This is a genomic window from Mucilaginibacter boryungensis, from assembly GCF_015221995.1.
Lineage (GTDB): Bacteria > Bacteroidota > Bacteroidia > Sphingobacteriales > Sphingobacteriaceae > Mucilaginibacter > Mucilaginibacter boryungensis.
In genome coordinates this window covers 1,475,561-1,498,581 of the sequence record NZ_JADFFM010000001.1, presented here as the reverse complement: position 1 = coordinate 1,498,581, position 23,021 = coordinate 1,475,561, and the positions used below count along the sequence as shown (strand labels likewise).

At 43.2% G+C, this 23,021-nt stretch carries 23 protein-coding genes; 16 read left to right on the top strand and 7 right to left on the bottom strand.

Features of this window, described 5'->3' with window-relative positions:
* The first annotated feature begins 1 nt into the window (after position 1).
* Positions 2–1,015 carry a PorP/SprF family type IX secretion system membrane protein gene (locus IRJ18_RS06285; RefSeq protein WP_194105339.1) on the top strand — a complete coding sequence of 338 codons (1,014 nt, stop codon included), beginning with the start codon at positions 2–4 and terminating at the stop codon, positions 1,013–1,015.
* Positions 1,016–1,085: 70 nt separating this feature from the next.
* On the opposite strand, the gene rpoN is transcribed toward IRJ18_RS06285, so the two are convergent.
* On the bottom strand, positions 1,086–2,558 hold the full coding sequence (gene rpoN, locus IRJ18_RS06280) for an RNA polymerase factor sigma-54 (RefSeq protein WP_194105338.1): 1,473 nt from the start codon (positions 2,556–2,558) through the stop codon (positions 1,086–1,088).
* Positions 2,559–2,718: 160 nt separating this feature from the next.
* Between rpoN and mscL the strand changes: the two genes are divergently transcribed.
* A complete protein-coding gene (mscL, locus tag IRJ18_RS06275; RefSeq protein ID WP_228072581.1) occupies positions 2,719–3,120 on the top strand; it encodes a large-conductance mechanosensitive channel protein MscL in 402 nt (133 codons plus the stop codon).
* A gap of 64 nt (positions 3,121–3,184) precedes the next feature.
* Here the strand turns inward: mscL and IRJ18_RS06270 are convergent, their stop codons facing one another.
* Both IRJ18_RS06270 and IRJ18_RS06265 read right to left on the bottom strand, forming a co-directional pair.
* The gene (locus tag IRJ18_RS06270) at positions 3,185–3,970 is read right to left on the bottom strand and encodes a DUF4249 domain-containing protein (RefSeq protein ID WP_194105337.1); all 786 of its coding nucleotides are present in this window, start codon (positions 3,968–3,970) and stop codon (positions 3,185–3,187) included.
* Positions 3,971–3,973: 3 nt separating this feature from the next.
* Positions 3,974–6,352: a TonB-dependent receptor gene (locus IRJ18_RS06265; RefSeq protein WP_194105336.1), complete on the bottom strand. Its 2,379-nt coding sequence runs from the start codon at positions 6,350–6,352 to the stop codon at positions 3,974–3,976.
* Between the two features lie 346 nt (positions 6,353–6,698).
* Here IRJ18_RS06265 and IRJ18_RS06260 point away from each other — a divergent pair, with 346 nt between their 5' ends.
* The 8 genes from IRJ18_RS06260 (at position 6,699) to IRJ18_RS06225 (ending at position 13,509) form a co-directional block, all read left to right on the top strand.
* On the top strand, positions 6,699–7,409 hold the full coding sequence (locus IRJ18_RS06260) for a hypothetical protein (RefSeq protein ID WP_194105335.1): 711 nt from the start codon (positions 6,699–6,701) through the stop codon (positions 7,407–7,409).
* A 211-nt stretch (positions 7,410–7,620) separates the two neighbouring features.
* Entirely contained in the window at positions 7,621–8,034 is a 414-nt protein-coding gene (gene rpsL, locus IRJ18_RS06255; protein ID WP_002993550.1) for a 30S ribosomal protein S12, read from the top strand.
* A gap of 19 nt (positions 8,035–8,053) precedes the next feature.
* Positions 8,054–8,521: a 30S ribosomal protein S7 gene (gene rpsG / locus IRJ18_RS06250; protein ID WP_194105334.1), complete on the top strand. Its 468-nt coding sequence runs from the start codon at positions 8,054–8,056 to the stop codon at positions 8,519–8,521.
* Positions 8,522–8,620: 99 nt separating this feature from the next.
* Positions 8,621–10,732: an elongation factor G gene (gene fusA, locus IRJ18_RS06245; RefSeq protein WP_194105333.1), complete on the top strand. Its 2,112-nt coding sequence runs from the start codon at positions 8,621–8,623 to the stop codon at positions 10,730–10,732.
* A 153-nt stretch (positions 10,733–10,885) separates the two neighbouring features.
* Complete coding sequence (rpsJ, locus tag IRJ18_RS06240; RefSeq protein ID WP_022830652.1) at positions 10,886–11,191, top strand: 30S ribosomal protein S10; 306 nt, start codon at positions 10,886–10,888, stop codon at positions 11,189–11,191.
* Between the two features lie 85 nt (positions 11,192–11,276).
* Complete coding sequence (locus IRJ18_RS06235; protein ID WP_194105332.1) at positions 11,277–12,212, top strand: DUF5996 family protein; 936 nt, start codon at positions 11,277–11,279, stop codon at positions 12,210–12,212.
* A gap of 103 nt (positions 12,213–12,315) precedes the next feature.
* Positions 12,316–12,519 (top strand): hypothetical protein, encoded by a 204-nt coding sequence (locus tag IRJ18_RS06230; RefSeq protein ID WP_194105331.1) that lies wholly within the window; start codon positions 12,316–12,318, stop codon positions 12,517–12,519.
* 117 nt (positions 12,520–12,636) lie between these two features.
* Positions 12,637–13,509, top strand: coding sequence for an inositol oxygenase family protein (locus IRJ18_RS06225; RefSeq protein WP_194105330.1), 873 nt, complete (start codon positions 12,637–12,639; stop codon positions 13,507–13,509).
* Here the strand turns inward: IRJ18_RS06225 and IRJ18_RS06220 are convergent.
* On the bottom strand, positions 13,506–13,943 hold the full coding sequence (locus IRJ18_RS06220) for an EVE domain-containing protein (protein WP_194105329.1): 438 nt from the start codon (positions 13,941–13,943) through the stop codon (positions 13,506–13,508). The two genes, IRJ18_RS06225 and IRJ18_RS06220, sit on opposite strands and share 4 nt — an antisense overlap.
* A gap of 126 nt (positions 13,944–14,069) precedes the next feature.
* Positions 14,070–15,611, bottom strand: coding sequence for an acyl-CoA carboxylase subunit beta (locus IRJ18_RS06215; RefSeq protein WP_194105328.1), 1,542 nt, complete (start codon positions 15,609–15,611; stop codon positions 14,070–14,072).
* 152 nt (positions 15,612–15,763) lie between these two features.
* Here IRJ18_RS06215 and IRJ18_RS06210 point away from each other — a divergent pair, with 152 nt between their 5' ends.
* The 5 genes from IRJ18_RS06210 to IRJ18_RS06190 all read left to right on the top strand — a co-directional run bounded on the left by IRJ18_RS06210 (position 15,764) and on the right by IRJ18_RS06190 (position 20,127).
* Positions 15,764–16,126, top strand: a complete 363-nt coding sequence (locus IRJ18_RS06210; RefSeq protein ID WP_194105327.1) for a hypothetical protein — start codon at positions 15,764–15,766, stop codon at positions 16,124–16,126.
* Between the two features lie 83 nt (positions 16,127–16,209).
* A complete protein-coding gene (locus IRJ18_RS06205; protein WP_194105326.1) occupies positions 16,210–17,808 on the top strand; it encodes a SulP family inorganic anion transporter in 1,599 nt (532 codons plus the stop codon).
* Positions 17,809–17,820: 12 nt separating this feature from the next.
* A complete protein-coding gene (gene can, locus IRJ18_RS06200) occupies positions 17,821–18,543 on the top strand; it encodes a carbonate dehydratase (RefSeq protein WP_194105325.1) in 723 nt (240 codons plus the stop codon).
* 77 nt (positions 18,544–18,620) lie between these two features.
* A complete protein-coding gene (locus IRJ18_RS06195; RefSeq protein ID WP_194105324.1) occupies positions 18,621–19,358 on the top strand; it encodes a YoaK family protein in 738 nt (245 codons plus the stop codon).
* A 103-nt stretch (positions 19,359–19,461) separates the two neighbouring features.
* Entirely contained in the window at positions 19,462–20,127 is a 666-nt protein-coding gene (locus IRJ18_RS06190; RefSeq protein ID WP_194105323.1) for a carbonic anhydrase, read from the top strand.
* A 129-nt stretch (positions 20,128–20,256) separates the two neighbouring features.
* Here IRJ18_RS06190 and pruA read toward each other — a convergent pair whose 3' ends face one another.
* Positions 20,257–21,894: an L-glutamate gamma-semialdehyde dehydrogenase gene (pruA, locus tag IRJ18_RS06185; RefSeq protein WP_194105322.1), complete on the bottom strand. Its 1,638-nt coding sequence runs from the start codon at positions 21,892–21,894 to the stop codon at positions 20,257–20,259.
* Positions 21,895–21,998: 104 nt separating this feature from the next.
* Positions 21,999–22,673 (bottom strand): energy transducer TonB, encoded by a 675-nt coding sequence (locus IRJ18_RS06180; RefSeq protein WP_194105321.1) that lies wholly within the window; start codon positions 22,671–22,673, stop codon positions 21,999–22,001.
* Between the two features lie 137 nt (positions 22,674–22,810).
* On the opposite strand from IRJ18_RS06180, the gene IRJ18_RS06175 reads away from it, so the two are divergent.
* Positions 22,811–23,020: a hypothetical protein gene (locus tag IRJ18_RS06175; RefSeq protein WP_194105320.1), complete on the top strand. Its 210-nt coding sequence runs from the start codon at positions 22,811–22,813 to the stop codon at positions 23,018–23,020.
* Position 23,021: the final 1 nt, after the last annotated feature.

Sequence of the window (23,021 nt, the reverse complement as noted above, 5' to 3'; positions counted from 1 at the left end):
AATGAAACGAATTTTATTTTTGTGTGTGGGATTTTTGGCGGGCCTGCAAGTTACATTTGCACAACAGCGCCCGCAGTATACCCAATATGTATTTAACAGTTATCTGCTTAATCCGGCAGTAAGTGGCATAGAAAATTATGTTGACCTGAAGGCAGGGTACCGCAGCCAATGGACCGGCCTGGATGGCGCGCCGGTTACCAGCTATATTACTATCAACGCCCCGCTTGGCCAAAATTTCGTCCAGGGCGATGCCGGTGCTATGTCTGCCGGCGCTGAAAGCCCCTACAGTAGGTCTTACACACAGGAGTACATGGCGTCAGAGCCTCATCATGGTGTAGGTTTCGCACTGGTTTCAGATAAAACAGGCCCCATCAGCCAAACTAATATGAATTTAAGCTATGCTTATCATTTAGGGTTGGCGCCAAAACTTAACCTTGCCCTAGGTGTAGCAGCAGGTGTTAATCATATCAGCTTAAATACTTCAGAAATTACGCTGGAAAACCCGTTAGACCCTGCTATATCCAACGGTAATAACAGCCAATGGAAGCCCGATATCTCGGCCGGTGTGTGGGCTTATTCAGCCAGTTACTACTTTGGGGTATCGGTACAACAGTTACTACGCCAAAATTTATACTTTAATACCACTTCAAACGTAACGCAAAGCCAAACAGTACCGCATTATTTTTTCACAGCTGGTGTAAAACTACCTATGAACGATGATGTCTCCCTATTGCCATCGGTATTGGTAAAGGTGATACAACCGGTACCAACCACTTATGATGTGAACTTAAAAATGGCATTTCGTGATATTTTTTGGCTTGGCGCCTCGTACCGTAAAGACGATTCATTCGGCGCGTTGGCCGGCATAAACATCAGTTCGACCATAAACCTTGGTTATTCCTACGATTTTACTACATCTGCATTACGTACAGTAAGTAACGGAACGCACGAGATTGTAATAGGGATTTTATTAAATAACCGTTATAAAGTACGCTGCCCGCAACATAGTTTTTAAGCTATACTTTTTAAATATTCAGCTTAAGCAGAAAAGCTAAGGCAGGCAAGCTTTTGGCTTGCCTCTCTTACTACAATTCTTTCCTAAGCCTTGCTACCGGAATGTTCATTTGTTCGCGGTATTTGGCTACCGTACGGCGGGCAATGTTATAGCCGCTATCTTTTAATATTTCGGTTAGCTTTTCATCAGCCAGGGGATGGCGTTTGTCTTCTTTGCCAATATGTTCTTCCAGTATCTTCTTAACTTCTTTATTGGAAACCTCTTCACCACTTTCCATCTGGATGGCTTCACTAAAAAAGGATTTAAGCAGGAAGGTACCATGCTCAGTTTGCACGTATTTAGAATTGGCCACACGCGAAACCGTAGAAATATCCATACCTATTTTATCTGCAATATCCTTCAATATCATAGGTTTCAGGCTCTTTTCATCACCTGTAAGAAAAAAATCGTACTGATATTGCATAATTGCATTCATGGTTTTCAGCAAGGTTTGCTGGCGCTGCTTTATGGCATCAATAAACCATTTAGCCGAATCCAGCTTTTGCTTTACAAACTGAACCGCCTCTTTCAGTTTTTTATCTTTTTGCGCTGCCTTATCGTAGTGCTCAAACATATCCTGGTACGAACGGCTTACACGCAGTTCGGGCGCATTTTTTGCATTCAGGGTTAGGATCAGCACCCCATCATTATTAATGATATGGAAATCAGGGATCACCTGCATTTGTTTGGTGTTCACCTCGTTACTATCGCCGGGCTTAGGGTTAAGCTTTAATATCTCGTTCACTACGCCACGTAACTCTTCCGAATCCATGTTAAGCGATTTCTCCAGTTTATCGTAGTGTTTGCGTGTAAATTCGTCCAAATAATGCTCAACCACATTAATGGCTTTTTTTATGATAGGGTCATTCTGGTCTTTTTTACGCAGTTGTATCAGCAGGCATTCCTGTAAAGTACGCGCGCCAACACCAGGCGGGTCAAACTCCTGTATCACCTTCAACATTTCCTCCACCTCGTCATCCTCGGCCATTACATTTTGCGAGAAAGCCAGGTCGTCTGTAAGCGAGGTAATAGAACGGCGCAGATATCCGTCATCATCTAAACTGCCAATAATTTGCTGCCCAATGCGGAAATCTTTATCAGATAAAGGCAGCAAATCCAACTGTGCCTGCAAATTTTCAAAAAATGAGCTTTGCACTGCAATGGGTATCTCTTTACGCTCGTCTTCATCCTCGCCATTTTGGTCATAGCGCGATCCATAGTCGTTCACATTATCTTCCTGCAGGTAATCATCAATGTTAAACTCATCACTGCTGCCTTCATCATCGCCGTTATAAGTATCCTCATCCGGGTCACGATCGGGGTACTGCTCTTCCGGTTCGGTCATATTGGTCAGGCTCAGGTCTTCAAGTGCCGGGTTTTCTTCCAATTCTTCCTTGATACGCGTATCTAACGACACCGTAGGCACCTGCAACAGCTTAATAAACTGTATTTGTTGCGGAGATAGTTTCTGTAATAGTTTTTGTTGAAGATTCTGTTTAAGCATATATAGATCAGTGCCAAAATTACATCAATTAACCTTAACATAAAAATGGCGGGATAAATGTGAAAGGATAAAACCTTTTATTTGTTTTCGGTTTTTATAAATAATGCTGTAACTTCATTTTTAGTATAAATAATTAGCTGATAATAAAAAACCATAGCCTATGTCTATAATTAAAGAATTTAAGGAGTTTGCAGTTAAAGGCAATGTAGTCGACCTGGCAGTAGGTGTCATCATTGGCGCTGCTTTTGGCAAAATAGTCACCTCGTTAGTTAATGATGTAATTATGCCGCCCATAGGCCTGTTAACCGGCGGGCTCGACTTCAGCAAACAAAAATGGGTACTTAAAGCGGCCGAGAACGGGAAGCCGGAAACGGCGGTAGCTTATGGTGCGTTTGTAAATAACGTAATAGATTTCCTGATTGTTGCCTTTGTGATCTTCCTGTTGATAAAAGGTATTAATTCCCTGAAACGACAAGAAGAGGCAGCACCTGCAGCCCCACCTGAACCTACCAAAGAAGAAATACTGTTAACCCAGATAAGGGATTTATTAGCGAAGAAATAAGCAGCAACGCGAAAATCGAAATGCCAAATGCGAAATTATACTTTCCGCATTTGGCATTTCGATTTTACAAAACAGTGATGCTCTTTTTTTGCGTTGTATGCGCACTGAAATAACCCAATGCGCCATTAGTCAGGTTTGAGGCTGGGTTGGATGGTGTAGCCGAATTATTTGGCCCGTTACCGCCCTGCTGACTTAAGGTATACCAGTAATTGTACATATTCATATCAATACACTGCATTTCCACCTCAACTTTGTCGCCTGTTTTTAACACTATATCATCCTGGTAAAGCATCGTGTTAACCAGGCGGCCATCGGTCAGTTCGTCATTTAATGCAAATATCGCTTTTACCTGTACCCCGTTCACATACATTACAAAACGGTACTGATTTGCCACTCCCGGCGGATCATGGTAAAAAGTTGAAACCGTTTTAACTGATTTATTCCCAATCGCAATAGTGCTTATGCCTATAGAATCCAACAACACCTGGGCAGGCATAACCGAGGACGATGTGTAGACCTTATCGCCCGATTTTACGCTGAGCACATATTCCTGGCCGGTTTTAACCTTCATATTGGTTACCGTATACTGGCCCGGCTGGGTTTCCTTAAGTGTATAGGTAACGTTGTTAGCCGTGATGGTTACGGTAGCCCCTGTGACTGCCGGGTATACATTAGCATCGTTATACGGAACTGTTTTTGATATAGCTACCGTTTGCACACCTGTTACATTCACTACATTGCCTTCAATAACGATCAGAGTAGCCCCCGGGTTAATGCTAATATCTATCACCCTTTGGCAAGAAGTGACAGCCAGCAATATTAACAGATATATGAACCAATACTTACGCACGCATCAAAATTTAAAGTTCCAGGTTACTGATGGTATAATGCCGAACAGGCTTGTTTCTACTGCTTCTGTACGCGGCGGGTTATCATGTGTATCCCTGAAGACTACACTGTACGGATTTTTGCGATTATACACATTATATACGCCAAACGTCCAGCCCGAATGATATTTTTTATGCAGTTTACCATCAAAGGTAATACCTACATCTAAACGATTATCTGAAGGCAAACGATAACTATTGCGGGCTGAATAAAAGTAAGTGGTCACCCCGCCAACTTTGTATTTGCCATCCGGGAAGGTTACCGCGTTGCCTGTGCCATAAACAAATACGGCAGAAACGGTAACACGTGGCTTCAATTGATAGATACTTACCAGCGAAATATCATGTGTCCTGTCCTGCCGGGCCGGGAAATAGGCGCCGTTGTTTATCCCAGTAAACTTATTCTCCACCCGCGATAGCGTGTACCCTATCCAACCGTTAAGCTTGCCGTATTTCTTTTTCAGGTATAATTCTATCCCGTAGGCCCGTCCAATACCATACAACAACTGCGATTCCACATTCTGATTAGCCAGCAACTGCGCATTATTCTTATAATCTATCTGGTTGCCCAGCCATTTATAATATACCTCGCCCGACATTTCAAACATATTTTTCCCGGCATTGCGGTAATAACCCAGGGATACCTGGTCGGCTATGCCGGGCTTAATATTATTACTGCTTAATACATAAATATCTGTAGGCAAAGCGGCTGTTGAATTGGATAATAAATGGATATTCTGCGAATTATGATTGTATGATGCCTTAACGGAATTCTGATCGTTAATAGTATAACTGGCGGTAATACGCGGTTCAAGGTTCAGGTAATCTTTAACCGATTCGCCTGATCCGTAATTGGTCGTACTATTTACGTTCCCGTTAGCATCATAAGTATAAAATGTTCCGGGGCCACGCAGGGTAAACAGATTTAAGCGTGCGCCATATACCAGGTTAAACTTACGGCCTATTCTTAATTCATCAGCCATATAAGCTGCAATTTCATAGGCGCTACGGTCTTCCAGTTGGGTGGAATTGTAAATAGCTGTAGGGGTTGATTTTATGTTACCCGGTACCAGGTGATGATTAGTGAAATCTATACCAAAACTAACCTTGTTGCTGCCATTGACAAACCAGGTAAAATCATCTTTAACGCTAAAATCCTTAATGCGGGCAGCCAGGTTAAAAACATTATTCTCGCTATAGTTATTTATAATATAGTTGTAATTACTATAAATTACCGATGTATTGGCAAACAGCTTACTGCTGTAAATGTAGTTCCACCTGAACGATGCTGTGGTATTACCCCAATTGGTATTAAAGTTATCTTTCAGCCCGATATTATCCTTCCCGTAATAGCCCGAGAGGTACAAGGTGTTTTTATTATCCAGTTGGTAATTCAGTTTGGCGTTCAGATCGTAAAAATATAAGCTGCTGCCTTTTAAACTGGAATCGCCGGATAGCTTCAGGAATACATCGGCATAGGTGCGCCGCGCACTGACCATAAAAGAACTTTTCCCTTTCACCAGCGGCCCTTCGGCTTTCAGGCGGGACGAGATCAAGCCTACCCCACCCTCGAAATGATAGTCCTGGTTATTCCCTTCATCCATTTTCACATCCAGTACCGACGATAGCCTGCCCCCGTACGATGCCGGCATGCCACCCTTATATAAACTTACATCCTTTATAGCATCCGAATTAAAAATGGAAAAGAACCCGAACAAATGCGTGGCATTATAAACCTGCGCGCCATCCAGCAATATCAGGTTCTGATCGGCCCCGCCCCCACGCACATAATAACCGGTATTGGCATCGCCTGTTGATTTTACGCCCGGTAGCAGCTGAATAGTTTTCAGGATATCTTTTTCGCCCAATAAAACGGGGACATTGTTCATCAGGTTAACATCCAGTTTATTCAGGCCCATTTGCGGGTTACTGATCTGGTCGTTGGCGCCCGAGACGTCTTTTATTACTACTTCGTTCAGCACCACATCGGTACCAAGCGATTGATCGAGTACCAGGTTTTGATGAAGCGATATTTTTTGGGTGATGGTTTTATAGCCAACGTAGCTGATCTGCAAGGTATGGTCGCCCTCGGGCAGGGTAATGGAATAAAAGCCAAAATCGTTAGTGGTTACGCCTTTTTGGTTTGTTGCTAAAGTTGTAACAGTAGCGCCAATAAGCGTCTCACCGGTCCGGGCATCCTTTATGGTTCCGCTAACCACATATTTAACCTGGGCCAATGCACTTGCAGGTTGGAGCAGTGCGGCTAAAACAAGTAAAAAATAAACCTGTGATGATACGGTACTGATGAGCGCCTTAATATTAAAACAAACCTGCTTAAAACACATTTCCCGGGAGCGGATATTACTTTTGGTTTCCAGATTTTAAAGATGGGGTTTTATTTGGAAAAATGGATGGTGAGAATAACCATAATTTCTTAAAACAATCGCGCTTAACTGGTTATTATATCAATTAAAAGTACCAATATGAAGACAAGATTTTTTGCGTTGCTATTGCTGCTTGCAATAAATGCCACATTAGTTACCGGATGTGCCGCCCGCAGGCATGGCCCGCCACATCCGCCGGGACATATGAGGGTTGTGTAATACATAGGTGTAGGACTTACGCAGTTTAAAAAGCTCAATAAGTCCTGCAATTAATGTATCTTTCTACGCTATAAACCTTAAGCAATAGATGCAACGTTACCTCCCCTTACCAAACCCCAATAAGTTTTTAGCCGACATTGCTGATACTATAAAAGAGATTTATCCTATCGGCATTGATCCGCTATCAGCGGAATACAATGCGTATCCTGGTATTGTAAAAATGAATAGTATTCTTGCTAAAAATGTAGATGATAACGAAAACTTTAATGCATCGTGGAAAAGATTTCTTATCAAGCTTACAGATGGAATAAAAGGTAAAATTGCAAACACCTGTAATCCCCTAAACCGGGCCTTTAGTGCAGAAGTAATTTTGGACAGATACGAAGATGACACGCTTATTCGGGTTAAAAAAATAACTTTTTCTGTGAGTTTTATTAGTCCCTATTTTGCTATTAATGGAGTTGATGAAACTTTCATAAAGGAGAGTGACGGTTTGCGCAGTTATCGTGCAATTAATATAATAACGATATCTCCGTACAACGAATTCGAAAAGGACTTTAACTATCTGCGTACCGAAATAGAAAAAGAGTACCCGCAGCATCATTTTTTATCTTACAAGATTGGCTCTATATACTTACAGGGATTGATAACCAATTTTAGTTATCCCGAAGAATGCACCATACATAACGCCTTGTTTGATGATACGCTTAACGACTATAAAAAAGTTTCTTTTCGTGGCAACACATCTTATGGAATAGAACCCGCCGGCATAAGTATATCTATACGTCCGTTGAATTAGTATATTATCTTTTCCAATTATAGCTAACTGCTTATTTCACACAATCTTCACAGCAATTTAACCTTACAACCTACCAACATTTCCAAAGCGCAAAAATATTTACCCAACATCTTGAAAATCAAAAATAAAGTTCATACTTTTGCAGTCCCGAAAACCGTCCGCCGGGTTGGCGGATAAAAGGGTAAAAACAAATAAATACAAAAAAGGAAAAATGCCTACTATTCAGCAATTAGTTAGAAAAGGTAGAGTAGCTCTGGTTGATAAGAGTAAATCACCAGCGTTGGACAGCTGTCCACAGCGAAGAGGCGTGTGCACCCGTGTGTACACCACTACCCCTAAGAAACCAAACTCAGCAATGCGTAAAGTTGCCCGTGTGCGCTTAACCAACGGTAAAGAGGTGAATGCCTATATCCCTGGTGAAGGTCACAACTTACAGGAGCACTCTATCGTGTTGATCCGTGGCGGTCGTGTTAAAGACTTACCGGGTGTTCGTTACCACATCATCCGTGGTGCACTGGATACTTCAGGTGTTGCCGGTCGTAACCAACGTCGTTCTAAATATGGTACTAAACGCCCTAAACCAGGACAAGCTGCTGCAGCCCCTGCAAAAGGTAAAAAGAAATAATTAAAGGAGGATAGTAAAAATGAGAAAGTCAAAACCAAAAAAGAGAATCCTTCTTCCTGATCCAAAATTCAATGATGTTTTGGTAACCAGGTTTGTAAATAACATGATGTTCGACGGTAAAAAATCTACCGCTTACACTATATTTTATAACGCAGTTGATATTGTTGAAAAGAAAACCAGCGAAAACGGTTTAGATACCTGGAAAAAAGCGCTGAACAACGTAATGCCTGCTGTTGAAGTGAAAAGCCGCCGTGTAGGTGGTGCTAACTTCCAGGTGCCTACTGAAGTTCGTCCTGAGCGTAAAGTGGCTTTGGGTATGAAATGGCTGATCAGCTATGCACGTCGTCGTGGCGAAAAAACCATGATGGAGAAATTAGCTGCCGAGATCATCTCTGCTGCTAAAGGCGAAGGTGCTGCTGTGAAAAAGAAAGAAGATACGCACAAAATGGCTGAAGCCAACAAAGCGTTCTCACATTTCCGTTTCTAAAATTATTATAGGATTACACAGATCAAGGAGAGATTTCACCGATTTTAAGATAAATCGGTGAAATCTTTTCCAAATCGGTGAAATCAAAAAACAACAAAAATGTCAAGAGACTTAAGATATACAAGAAATATAGGTATTGCCGCTCACATTGATGCCGGTAAAACTACTACTACCGAGCGTATCCTTTATTATGCCGGTGTTAGCCACAAAATTGGCGAGGTGCACGAAGGTGCAGCTACCATGGACTGGATGGCACAGGAGCAGGAACGTGGTATCACCATTACATCGGCTGCTACTACTGTAAACTGGAAATACAGGAACCACAACTACCATATCAACATTATTGATACCCCGGGCCACGTGGATTTTACCGTTGAGGTAAACCGCTCGCTGCGTGTATTAGATGGTTTGGTATTCTTATTCAGCGCGGTTGATGGTGTTGAACCTCAATCTGAAACTAACTGGAGGCTTGCTAACAACTATAACGTTGCCCGTATAGGTTTCGTTAACAAAATGGACCGTAGCGGTGCCGACTTTTTAAATGTTGTTAAACAGGTTAAAACCATGTTGGGCAGCAACGCCGTACCATTGCAATTGCCAATTGGTGCTGAAGAGAACTTTAAAGGTGTGGTTGATCTGATCAACTTCCGCGGTGTGGTTTGGAACGAGCATGATAAAGGTATGACCTTTACTGAAGTGCCTATCCCTGACGATATGCTGGAAGAAGCAACCGAGTGGAGAGAAAAATTATTGGAATCGGTAGCTGAGTATGATGAGTCGTTAATGGAGAAATTCTTTGACGCCCCTGAAACCATTACCGAGCGCGAAGTGCTTGACGCTTTACGTAAAGCTGTATTAGACGCTAAAATTGTTCCGATGACCTGCGGTTCATCATTCAAGAACAAAGGCGTACAAACCATGCTTGATTACGTGATGGAGTTATTGCCTTCACCAATGGATGTGGAAGGTATTATTGGTACCAACCCTGAAACTGGCGCTGAAATATTACGTAAACCGGATGTTAAAGAGCCATTTGCAGCTTTAGCATTTAAAATTGCTACTGACCCGTTTGTAGGCCGTCTGTGCTTTATCCGCGTATACTCTGGTAACCTTGAAGCCGGTTCGTATGTACACAACATGCGTTCTGACAACAAAGAGCGTATCAGCCGTATATTCCAAATGCACGCTAACAAGCAGAACCCTATCCCTAACGTAGGTGCAGGTGATATTGCTGCGGTAGTAGGCTTTAAAGATATTAAAACAGGTGACACCCTTTGCGATGAGAAACACCCTATCGTATTGGAGTCAATGAACTTCCCTGAGCCGGTTATCGGTTTAGCGATTGAGCCTAAAACACAGGCCGACGTTGATAAACTGGGTATGGCTTTAGGTAAATTATCTGAAGAAGATCCAACCTTCCGTGTAAATTCAGACGAAGAAACCGGTCAGACCGTAATTAGCGGTATGGGCGAGCTTCACCTGGATATCATCATGGACCGTTTGAAACGTGAGTTTAAAGTTGAAGTTAACCAGGGCGCGCCACAGGTAGCTTACAAAGAGTCTATCACAGGTACTGTACAACACCGCGAAACATACAAGAAACAAACCGGGGGCCGTGGTAAATTTGCCGATATACAGGTTATCCTGTCGCCAAATGATGAAGGTAAAGAAGGTTTAACTTTCGTTAACGAGATCTCTGGTGGTGCTATCCCGCGTGAATTTATCCCATCTGTACAGAAAGGCTTCGAAGCTTCAATGGTGAATGGCGTATTAGCAGGTTACCCGCTAACCGGCTTAAAAGTACGTTTAATTGATGGTTCATTCCACGCAGTCGATTCGGACGCGCTATCTTTCGAGTTAGCTGCTAAGATGGCTTACCGCGAGGCATTGCCAAAATGTAAACCAATGTTGCTTGAGCCGATCATGAAGATCGAGATCCTTACCCCTGAAGAAAACATGGGTGATGTTATCGGTGACATGAACCGTCGTCGTGGCCAGCTGTTAGGTATGGACTCACGTGCAGGTGCACAGGTAATTAAAGCTACCGTACCACTTTCAGAAATGTTTGGTTATGTAACCCAGTTACGTACCATCACTTCGGGCCGTGCTACTTCAACCATGGAGTTTGATCACTATGCTGAAGCGCCGCGTAACGTACAGGACGAAGTAGTTGCCAAAGCAAAAGGTAAAAAAGCTGCCGGTAATAACTAAGAAAATGATTACACCGATTAGTTTGTGATTTCACAGATTGATCGGTGTAATTTAAGATAACTGCCGCGACCTAATAAATAGCTCTTAGGCGCGTCAAATTAACAAATCGGTGAAATCATCCTTAATCGGTGAAATCCCACAATTAAAAACAAGATGAGCCAAAGAATCAGAATTAAATTAAAATCGTACGATTACAACCTGGTTGATAAATCAGCTGAGAAGATCGTAAAAACAGTAAAGCCGACAGGCGCTGTAGTTAGCGGACCACTTCCGTTGCCAACTGAAAAGAAAATTTTCACCGTTTTGCGTTCACCGCACGTAAACAAAAAGGCACGCGAGCAATTCCAACTATGCTCTTACAAACGCTTACTGGACATTTACAGTTCAAACTCAAAAACTGTTGACGCTTTAATGAAGCTTGAATTGCCAAGCGGTGTTGAAGTTGAGATCAAAGTGTGATAGTACCGGAAGATCAAAATACCATACAAAAGCCCCGATAAGTCGGGGCTTTTGTTGTTTAAGGCATTTGTTATATATTTATATTATGAGCAACACAGGTGTAAATAAATGGCCAATACTTAACTACGAAACTTTAAAAGATACCATTGCCAATGTGCACATGTGGACACAGATGATAGGCAAAATACGATTAGTGCAAACGCCCTGGATAAACCACTCGTGGCATGTAACCCTGTACATTAGCGCCACCGGATTAACCACAGGCAGCATACCCTATCATGATGGCACCTTTCAGATCGATCTGGACTTTATAAGCCACCAATTACATATCACAACCAGTACCGGCAAAACGTGTCATTTTAAATTGGGCGCCTTTACAGTGGCCAGCTTTTATGACCAGTTATTTAACAGTTTACAAACCGTTGGTATAAACGTAGAGATAAGTGCTATACCAAATGAGGTCGATCCGGCTATACCCTTCCGGGAAAACAACCAGCCAGCTACTTATAATGCCGGGGTTATGAACAATTACTGGCAGGCCTTAGTAAAAATAAACAATGTGTTTACGGAGTTTAGGGCGGGCTTTAGCGGCAAATGCAGCCCGGTACATTTGTTCTGGGGAGCTTTTGATCTGGCTGTGACACGATTTTCAGGCCGCACTGCGCCTAAGCATCCAGGCGGTGCACCAAATATCCCGCTGGAAGTAATGCAGGAGGCTTATTCGCACGAGGTTAGTTCATGCGGTTTTTGGCCGGGTAGTGATCAATTTCCGCAACCGGCGTTCTACTCCTATTGTTATCCAACACCCGGCGATTTTGGCAGCCAGAAAGTTAGTCCGCCCGAGGCTTTTTATGATACCACCATGGGCGAATTCTTTTTAACCTATGATGTTGTGCAGCAAGCAGCCAATCCCGAAAAAACGTTGTTGCAATTTATGCAATCAACCTATGATGCTGCCGCACGCACAGGGAACTGGAACAGCAACCTGCAATGCGACTTTTCTGATCTGAAAAACTCGTAAGTATCCAGAGTACACATTCCGTTCGTGGCTCTTTGTCGTTACAAGCTAACGCAATACGATCATAACAACTAAGGTTTTGATAGCTTTGTATAAAACACCAATTATGAAATACATTATCCATCCCACTGCTGAAGAAGAAAAGAAGCTGATGGCTTTTTTAGAAGCCGAGAATATTATTTATTACACCGAAGAATTACCGGATTTTATGCTTCATGAGCTAAAAAACCAGGAAGACATTAAAGCCAAAAACAGCGCGGTTTTAGGTGATCTGAAAAAGAAATTAAAAGGTGCCGAAGATGATGAGTAGACCAGTTTGATACCGTAACATATATTAATGGAATTTTAAATGTATGAACATTCATACATTCTTTGGTTTTGTACTTAAAACTATTTAAATTTGATTAAGGACAAATCAATACATTATATGAGCGATATCACCGGAAACAACCCATTAACTTCATTAGATGAATGGGAAAATGATCTTTTAGTACGCTATCCCGATTCAGACGCGATAGCGGCCGGTCGTGACACGGAGGCTTACCGCGATTATGAAAGTACGACTAAGGATTCGGTACGCGAGTTTTACCGTTTGCAGCATATCAATCAAACCTATGATTTTGTGCTGCAAAAAAAGGCGGAATATCTAAAGTTTGACCGCGCAGAAATGACCGTTTGGGAAGCTTTCGATTTCCTGAATCAACTGATTGATGATTCAGACCCGGATACCGATCTTGATCAGCTACAACACTTATTGCAAACCTCAGAAGCCATACGTAATGATAACCGCCCCGATTGGATGGTACTTACCGGCTTGTTTCACGATTTGGGTAAGGTGCTGTGCCTGTTCGGCGAACCGCAATGGGCCGTAGTTGGCGACAGCTACCCGGTGGGCTGTGCTTTTTCTGATAAAATTGTTTTCTCAGAATATTTTAAAGATAATAAAGATCATCACGACCCGCGGTATAACACTAAATATGGTATTTACGAACCTAATTGCGGTTTGGAAAATGTGCATATGACCTGGGGGCACGATGAATACATCTATCATATTATGAAGCCTTATTTGCCCGAGCAGGCTTTGTATATGCTGCGCTACCACTCCTTCTATCCGCAGCACCGGGAAAAGGCTTACAGCCATTTAATGACTGCGCACGATCATCAACTGTTTAAAGCAGTTGACCTGTTTAATCCTTATGACCTTTATTCTAAAAGTCCTGTAGCGCCAAACTGGAAGGAACTACGCCCTTATTATGAAGACCTGGTAGCAAAATATTTGCCCGCTACGCTAAAGTTTTAATTATTACCGTTTTCCAAAAAGTCCTGCCAAACGCCTTCCAACTCATCAACCAATTCAGGACGTATGGATATGCCGGAGGCCTGCGGTGTCCCGGTTTGGGCCGTAAGGTTACCGGTTTTCAAAATGTCCAGCGTCAGTATCCGTTCGGCGTCAGGGTTTAGCAAGGTATCCAGCTGAATATTCACCCGGTAATAATGCCGCCCTTTACGAAAAGCCACATAGGGTTCAGATGAAATAATGCCTGATGCAAATATGCCTTTGGGTTCAACCCCTACCCTCACAATATACGCCCTATCGCCCGGCCTGATGGTTTTATGACTGACTACACTCCAATTATCTTCATAGACGCCTGTAGATTTTAGTTGTTTGATATCTTCAGCTATATCAGCCCATTCAAACTTCAAAGGGTTCCAACCGAAGAGGTATGATTTCATAAACTTCAAAATTTGCCATTGCGAGGAGCAAGCCGGGCGTGTGAAGTGGGGCGACGCGGCAATCTCATAGTTTGCAAATCAAACGAGAAGATTGCCGCGTTAACGCTCGCAATGACAGTGGTTATTTTACAATGGTATATTCCCGTGCTTTTTCCTTGGCAAATTCACCACCTTGTTTTCAAGCATTTTAAAGGCGTGTATCAGCTTTAAGCGGGTTTCCGATGGCTCGATTACTTCGTCGATGAAACCGCGCTCTGCGGCTCTATAAGGGTTAGCAAACTTGTCCGAATACAGCTTCTCCATCTCGAGCCATTTAGCTTCTTTATCTTCTGCGCTGCTGATCTCGCGTTTAAAAATAATTTCAGCCGCACCTTTGGCGCCCATTACGGCAATTTCGGCGCTTGGCCAGGCGTAGTTCATATCGGCACCAATGTGTTTGGAGTTCATCACATCGTAAGCGCCGCCGTAAGCTTTACGGGTAATAATGGTAATGCGCGGCACGGTAGCCTCGCAAAACGCATATAGTAGTTTAGCGCCGTTGGTGATAATGGCGTTCCACTCCTGGTCGGTTCCCGGCAAAAAGCCCGGTACATCTTCAAACACCAGCAAAGGGATGTTGAAACTATCGCAAAAACGCACAAAGCGCGCGCCCTTGGTTGATGAATTAATATCCAGCACACCCGCCAAAAATGCCGGCTGGTTAGCTACAATACCAATGCTGCGACCGGCCAACCGGGCAAAACCTACTACAATATTCTCGGCAAAATCTTTATGTACTTCTAAAAACGAATTCTCGTCTATCACCTGGGTAATAATTTCGCGGATGTCATAAGGCTGTGAAGCTATTTCAGGCATAAAGCTATCCAGTGATGGGCGCAATTCGTTGCCGCCTTCGTATGGTAACGACGGTGCCTTTTCCTCGCAGTTTTGCGGCATATAACTTAGCAAATGTTTAATATGCTGTATAGCCGCTATCTCGTTAGCGCAGGCAAAATGGGTAACGCCCGATTTGGTAGCATGTGTCATAGCGCCGCCCAATTCTTCGGAGGTTACTTCCTCGTGTGTGACGGTCTTAACCACGTTAGGCCCGGTTACAAACATGTATGAAGTATGCTCCACCATCAAAATAAAATCGGTAATGGCCGGTGAATACACCGCGCCGCCGGCGCAAGGGCCCATAATGGCTGATAGCTGTGGGATAACGCCCGATGCCATAGTATTACGGTAAAATATATCGGCATAACCGCCCAGCGATACTACACCTTCCTGTATCCGGGCGCCGCCCGAATCGTTCAGGCCAATAACAGGGGCGCCATTCTTCATGGCCATATCCATTAACTTGCATATTTTTTCGGCGTGGGTTTCAGAAAGCGAGCCGCCAAACACGGTAAAGTCCTGCGAGAAAACATAAACGGTGCGACCGGCAATAGTACCGTAACCCGTAACTACACCATCGCCGGGGTAATGTTCTTTTTCCATCCCGAAATCGGTACTGCGGTGTGCTACCAGCATACCTATTTCCTGGAACGAGCCTTCATCTAACAGAAAATGCAAACGCTCGCGCGCTGTTAATTTCCCTTTTTTATGCTGACTATCTATACGGGCTTGTCCACCACCTAACAGCGCCTGTTCGCGCTTATGCAGCAGGTTTTTTATTTTCTTCTCCAAGTTCGGTTTATTAGTAAAGGGCTAAAAATAAACAATTAGTATGGGAATGCACAAGTCAAATATTTAACTACAAAAGCACACCACCTTTGCGTATAAAAATAACCCGGCCAGCAAAATTTACAAAACCTTAACCAAACAAGCTTTAGCATTACATGTTAAAAATTATATATTTGCCCCCGGTGAAAACACGCAGAAATAGCATATTGATAAGCCTGATGTTTATCGGCATCTTTTTAGTAAAGATGTCAATATCTGTTGCGCCGGTGTTTTTAATGCTGAATAATAAAACGGTTAACGCTGTAATTATGCAGCTTGAGCTGGAAGGCAAGGATGAAAAAGACGCCTCGGAAAAAGACTTTATGAAGGATAAAAAGTTTTTTGACGAGGATATCGTTTTCCACTGCTATACCCTCACCCCCATTTTAATTGAGAATAACATCTTGCACAATCAGGAACACAGCCTGTATGTACAAACCTTCCATCCCGTAGTCCCCACCCCACCTCCCAACGCGTAAATGAATGTTACCCCGGACCATCCAGGCCCGGGAGTCTTTACTAATTCATTTATTCTGATCATTCTATTTTTATTGCATTTTTTATGGAGCAACATGGGATTGCTGCAGGTGGCCTAAACCTGGGTAAATATTTTTTGGCCAAAAATTTAAAAAAGGATATTCCGGCAAGTATAGTAGTGTTTTTGGTAGCCCTGCCGCTTTGTTTGGGTATAGCACTGGCCTCGGGCGCACCGCTTTTTGCAGGTATTTTAACGGGGATCATCGGCGGCATTGTGGTCGGTTCTCTCAGCGGCTCGCAACTTAGTGTTGCAGGACCTGCCGCGGGCCTAACCGTTATTGTATTAAACGCTATTACTACGCTTGGTAATTACGAAACATTTTTATTAAGCATGGTTATTGCCGGTGTATTTCAGATCATTCTGGGCTTGGTTAAAGCAGGTACCATTGCCAACTACTTCCCTTCAGCAGTTATCGAAGGCATGCTGGCCGCTATTGGGATTATCCTGATACTAAAGCAGTTCCCGCATGCGGTTGGCTACGATGCCGATTTTGTTGGCGACGAGGAGTTTAACCAGATTGATAAGAACAATACCTTTTCGGGGATATTCAGCGCACTGGCTAAAATAAATTACGGCGCGGTAATTATCAGCGTGGTATCTATTGGGTTGATGATCTACTGGCCTAAATTTAAAAAAGTGGCTGGCATACCTGCTGCGTTAATGGTGGTATTGGCGGGGATTGGATTAAGCCTTTTATTCAATAATACAAGTTTCGCTTTGCGCGATAAGCAATTTGTGCATATCCCCATTGTTAACAGCGCCTCAGAATTTTTTGGGCTATTTAAAATGGCCGATTTTGGGCAAATTGCTAATAAGCAGGTTTGGATAACTGCTTTTACTATCGCCATTGTAGCCAGCCTCGAAACATTGTTGAGTTTAGAAGCGGTTGATAAGATAGACCCTATTAAACGTGTATCCCCCACCAACCGCGAATTATTGGCACAGGGTACTGGCAATATTGTAAGCGGCTTATTAGGCGGCCTGCCTATGACGGCGGTTATCGTCCGTTCGTCAGCTAACGTAAATGCCGGGGCTCGTACCAAAACCAGCGCTGTAACACATGGTATCCTATTGTTGATTTCATTGCTGTTCATCCCATCGCTGATCAACCTGATACCTTTATCATGCCTGGCAGCTATACTTTTAATGACGGGTTATAAACTGGCACGCATCAGTTTATTCAAACACATATGGCACAAAGGCTTGGATCAATTCATCCCGTTTGTAGTCACCATAGTGGCCGTAGTATTTACCGACCTGCTGATTGGTGTGGGCATTGGTATGCTGGTAGGAGTATTTTATATCCTGCGTACCAACCTGCGCAATCCCTACTTCTACCATATTGAGAAAAATGGCGATAAAAAAGTGATCCGCATTAAACTGGCCGAGGAAGTTTCCTTCCTGAATAAGGCCGCCATACAAGTAACCCTGACCAGTATCCCAAAAGAATCGACCGTGATTATTGACGGTTCAAACTCGCGGTATATTGATCAGGACGTGCTGGAGATCATCAACAACTATAAACACAATGCCTACACCAAAGGCATTATTGTACAACTGCAGGACATTAAACCTGCCTATGATGTACCCAAACTGAAAGAGTTAAGAATTAAGGCTAATTAATTGCAAAAAATCATGGAAAACACTAAAAATCATAAAAACGGGCAAATAACCGTTGATACTGCCGACAACAAATTAACCCTTACTACCGGCTATAATGCCTTAATACAAGGCAACCGCGAATGGGTAAAAAAACAATTAAACGGCGATGCTGACTACTTCACCAAACTGGCTAAAGGGCAATCGCCGGAAGTATTATGGATAGGCTGTTCGGACAGCCGTGTGCCGGCCAATGAAGTTACCGGCACCAAGCCCGGCGAAGTATTTGTGCACCGTAACATTGCCAATGTATGCGTGCATTCGGATATGAACATGCTGAGCGTACTGGACTACGCGGTAAACGTACTGAAGGTAAAACACGTTATAGTTGCCGGACATTACGGTTGCGGCGGGGTTGCCGCGGCGCTCACCAACAAACAGTTTGGACTGATTGACAACTGGTTACGCAATATTAAAGATGTATACCGTTTGCACAGTCACGAGCTTGACCGGATTACCGACCATGAAACCAAAGTAAACCGTTTGGTAGAACTGAATGTGACCGAACAGGTATATAACGTTTGCAAAACAACCATCATACAAAATGCCTGGAAAGAACGTACAGACTTGCAGGTACACGGCTGGGTAATTGACCTGAAAACCGGTCTGGTGAAAGACCTGGGTGTAAGCAGCAACACCCCTGATACACTGGGCTATGTTTACGAGGTACAAAAAGCGGATGCTGTAGCGGCACATTAATTACATCCCAAAATCAATATATACAGTTAAAGGGGCCTTGTAATGGGGCTCCTTTTTTTATTTATATATTTACAAATATGCTGCGTCAAACCAAAGAAAACCGCACACTTAAAGAAAACCTGTTATTGGCCTCCTCAACGGCTTTTGTATCTGGGGTAACCAATGTGGCCGGGGTTTTGGCGTTTTTGGTATTCACATCAAACATTACCGGGCATGTAGCCAACCTGGCCAAGCATGTAGTTGAGCAAAACTTCAGGGAGGTCTCTGTATTCTTTGTTTGGCTGCTGCTGTTTTTTGCGGGGGCGTTTACTTCAACGTTTCTTGTCCGCTCGTTACAGGAAAAAAGCCGTTACCGGGCGCATGCCGTGCCGATAATGCTGGAAATAGTTATTCTGTTCATTGTAGCTATTTACGGTAATCATTTTTATGAGGAAACACTACTGGAGCGCGAGGCAATTATTGGCGCTATATTATTTGCTATGGGTTTACAGAATAGCCTGGTTTCCAATATTTCCGGCGGGTTGATCAAAACATCACACCTCACGGGTTTATTTACTGATTTGGGTGCCGAAATGGCTGAATTACTGCATCCAAAAACTGAAGCTTCGCAGGTAATTAAAAACAAAGTTATTATCCGTCTTACTATCCTGACATTTTATTTTATAGGCGGTATTGCCGGAGGGTACTTTTTTGATTTATACGATTTTAAAATATTCTTCGCCATCCCGTTTATCTTGCTTACTATTTTGTACTACGATCTTTCTCCCCTGGCATTACACAAATTAACCAGGTTATTTCAGAGCAAAAATAACTGATGGACACACATTACCTGCATGTATTTCTGGTTATTCAAAATTTATTAAAGGAAACGAAAAAATAATACCACATTTAAACTATCGCACGTACATTTGTGCCACTATGAGTAAACAGCCACACACACACGATACTACCCACATCACTTACCAAAGCCTTATTGAAGGCAATGCCAAATTTGTAGAAAATACCTTGGCAAAAGATCCCGATTATTTTACCAAGCTGGCTGCCGGGCAACACCCGCCGGTGTTATGGATTGGCTGCGCCGATAGCCGCGTGCCTGCTAACCAGATCACTAACACTGCCCCCGGTGAAATTTTCGTACATCGCAACATCGCCAACATGGTGATACATACCGATATGAACATGTTAAGTGTATTGGATTACGCTGTTTCTGTTTTAAAAGTAAAACATGTTATTGTAACCGGCCATTACGGCTGTGGCGGTGTTTTAGCTGCGATGAGTAATAATCAATTTGGCCTGATAGATAATTGGCTGCGCCACATTAAAGATGTGTACCGCCTGCATGCCGATGAATTAAATGCCATTGAAGATGTAAACGAACGTTCGGACAGATTGGTAGAATACAACGTGATTGAGAATGTTCACAACCTTTGCAAAACATCTATAGTGCAAAACGCCTGGGGCAATGGCCAGCCGTTAAGCGTACATGGCTGGGTATATAGCTTAAATACCGGCAAAATAAAAGATCTTAAAGTAAGCAGTCACAGTACTGCCGATTTGGACGAAGTTTTTAGGTTTAATAAATAGTGGAAAATCTGTAAAACGGAAAAACCGAATCTGGAAAGATAGAAAGGCTGTCCAATTAGGCAGCCTTTCTATTTAAGACATTATTGCTATGAATTAATTCGAAATTGAATTTCGAAATCCGAAATCAACTTATATTTCCTTCGCCAAAAATGGATATCGGTAATCCTTAGGCGGATCGAAAGTTTCCTTAATAGTGCGTGGCGATACCCAGCGCATCAGGTTGATCATGGAGCCAGCTTTATCATTAGTACCTGATCCTCTCGCGCCGCCAAATGGCTGCTGGCCAACTACCGCGCCGGTAGGTTTATCATTAATATAGAAGTTACCCGCAGCGTTACGTAAACGCTGGGTCATGTCGGCAATAGCGTAACGGTCTTGCGCGATGATGGCACCTGTCAAAGCGTAAATTGAAGTTTTATCAACAATATCTACTACCTCGTCAAACTTGGCATCTTCGTACACATAAATAGTTAATACCGGGCCAAACAACTCTTCGCACATGGTTACGTAATAAGGATCATTTACCTTAATTATGGTCGGCTCAATAAAGTAGCCGTCACTTTTATCATAACCACCGCCGGTAAGAATCTCTACATTCGGATCGGCTTTAGCGGCATCAATATATTTAGCCAGTTTATCGAATGATTTTTCATCGATAACGGCGTTAATAAAGTTTTCAAAATCTTCAACCGGGCCCATTTTAAAGCTGGCGATGTCGCGCTTCATACGTTCGCTAATGGCAGGCCACAGCGATGCTGGTACATACGCCCGTGAAGCAGCCGAGCATTTTTGGCCCTGGTATTCAAATGAACCTCGTACCAAAGCAACATTGGCTATATCAACATCAGCACTTGGGTGTACTAATACAAAATCCTTACCGCCTGTTTCGCCCACAATGCGCGGGTAGGTTTTATAATTGTGGATATTATCGCCAATGGTTTTCCAAATGCTGTTGAACACGCCCGTTGAACCGGTAAAGTGAATACCTGCAAAGTCAGGATGCTTAAATACTACCTCGCCTACAGTTGGGCCGTCCACATAAACCAGGTTAATTACACCCGGCGGCACACCGGCTTCGTTAAATACCTGCATCAACACATTAGCTGCATAAATTTGAGTATTGGCCGGTTTCCAAACCACCACGTTGCCCATCATGGCGGCGCTGGTTGGCAGGTTGCCTGCAATAGCAGTAAAGTTAAATGGCGTAAGCGCGAATACGAAGCCTTCCAGCGGGCGCTGTTCAACCCTGTTCCATACACCTTTTGGTGATATAGGGGGTTGCTGCGCGTAGATCTGCGTCATATAGTGCACGTTGAAACGCAAAAAGTCTATCAGTTCGCAAGCAGAATCTATCTCGGCCTGGTACGCGTTTTTAGATTGGCCAAGCATGGTAGCCGCGTTCACTTTAGCACGGTACGGGCCGGCTAATAATTCGGCAGCTTTTAAAAATATAGCGGCGCGTTGCTCCCACGGCAGGTTTTCCCAATCGTATTTTGCGGCAAGTGCAGCGTTTATAGCATCGGTAACATGCTGTTTATCACCCAGGTGAAATGTACCCAGCAGGTGTTTATGATCATGCGGCGGGCGCAGTTCGGCAGTGTTGCCGCTGCGAACTTCCTTTCCGCCAATATACATGGGTATATCTAATTGTTGCGCACGGGCTGTGTCCAAAGCCTGTTTAAGTGCTGCGCGTTCCACACTGCGCGGACCGTAGTTCAGTACAGGTTCGTTAGCGGGTTGCGGCGTATTAAAAAATCCTTTAAGCATAAATGGTTTATTTGTTTAAGGTGCCGCAAAGATACCTATTACCCGTCAGATGAAATAATTTGCAACAGGCAATTTACTGGGTATTGACAATGAAGTGGTGTATATTATTTAGCAACAGGAGTTACAGGCATTGTAAATTGACTGCGTACGGGTTTTCCATTCTGCAGCCCCGGATTCCAGTGTGGTGAAGACTCAAGCATTTTAACTACCCGTTTGTTCATTTCGGCACTAAAAGGACTACGCAGAACTTTGACATCTGTTATCCGCCCATCTTTTTCGATGACGAAAGTATAAAAACCCCTTAAGCCCGGGGCACAGGATTCATCGGGTGCAAGATGTGTGGCGATATATTTCAAAAATTTTCCCGGCCCGCCCGGAAATGAAGCCTGTTCTTCTATCCCTCCAAAAACTTCATTATTGTTAAGGGAATTAGTCTTTTTACTCCCTTCTAATGTTAATGGATTTTCTTTGGATAATTGCTGCGCCATTATCGTTTGATACAATCCTGTAAAACCAATGGTGAGCGCCCCTATAGCTAACCATTTTTGCCATTTAGGTAAAGTTTGGGTTTTAACAGATATACGATCGGCCTCAAATAATCCGCAAAGGTTTTTCCCGTTTTTGGTAAAGATGGCTAATATCTCTTCTTCATTTTTCCCTCGCATATCATGCACCAATTTATGGCAGCCATTGCAATACCAGCCATCCTTACAGGGCACTAATTCATTAAACGCTTTAGGGCACCTGAAAGCTAATTTTACAGTATTTAATTGCTCCATACACAAATCTACTAAAAAATTAGTTGATCTTTTTACCCTAATTCATTTTGTAACAATATGCCCGACACTGACCCTTCAAGCTAAACCCTTTCGCATTATATTAGTTTAACTTATAATAAGAAACTAAAGATAAAAGCATGAAAAAGCACCTCATAAAATTTATAGCGTTGCTGGCTGTGTCATCTATAGCTATATCAAGCTGTTCAGTGCAATATAGGGATCAATACCGGGCGCATAACAGCCGCAATATCCATGACCGGGACCGCGATGGCGATCATCGGGACCATCGTGATCATGATTATCGCAACAGCGGCAATTATTATGACCGCGAACACAACCGGTACTAAA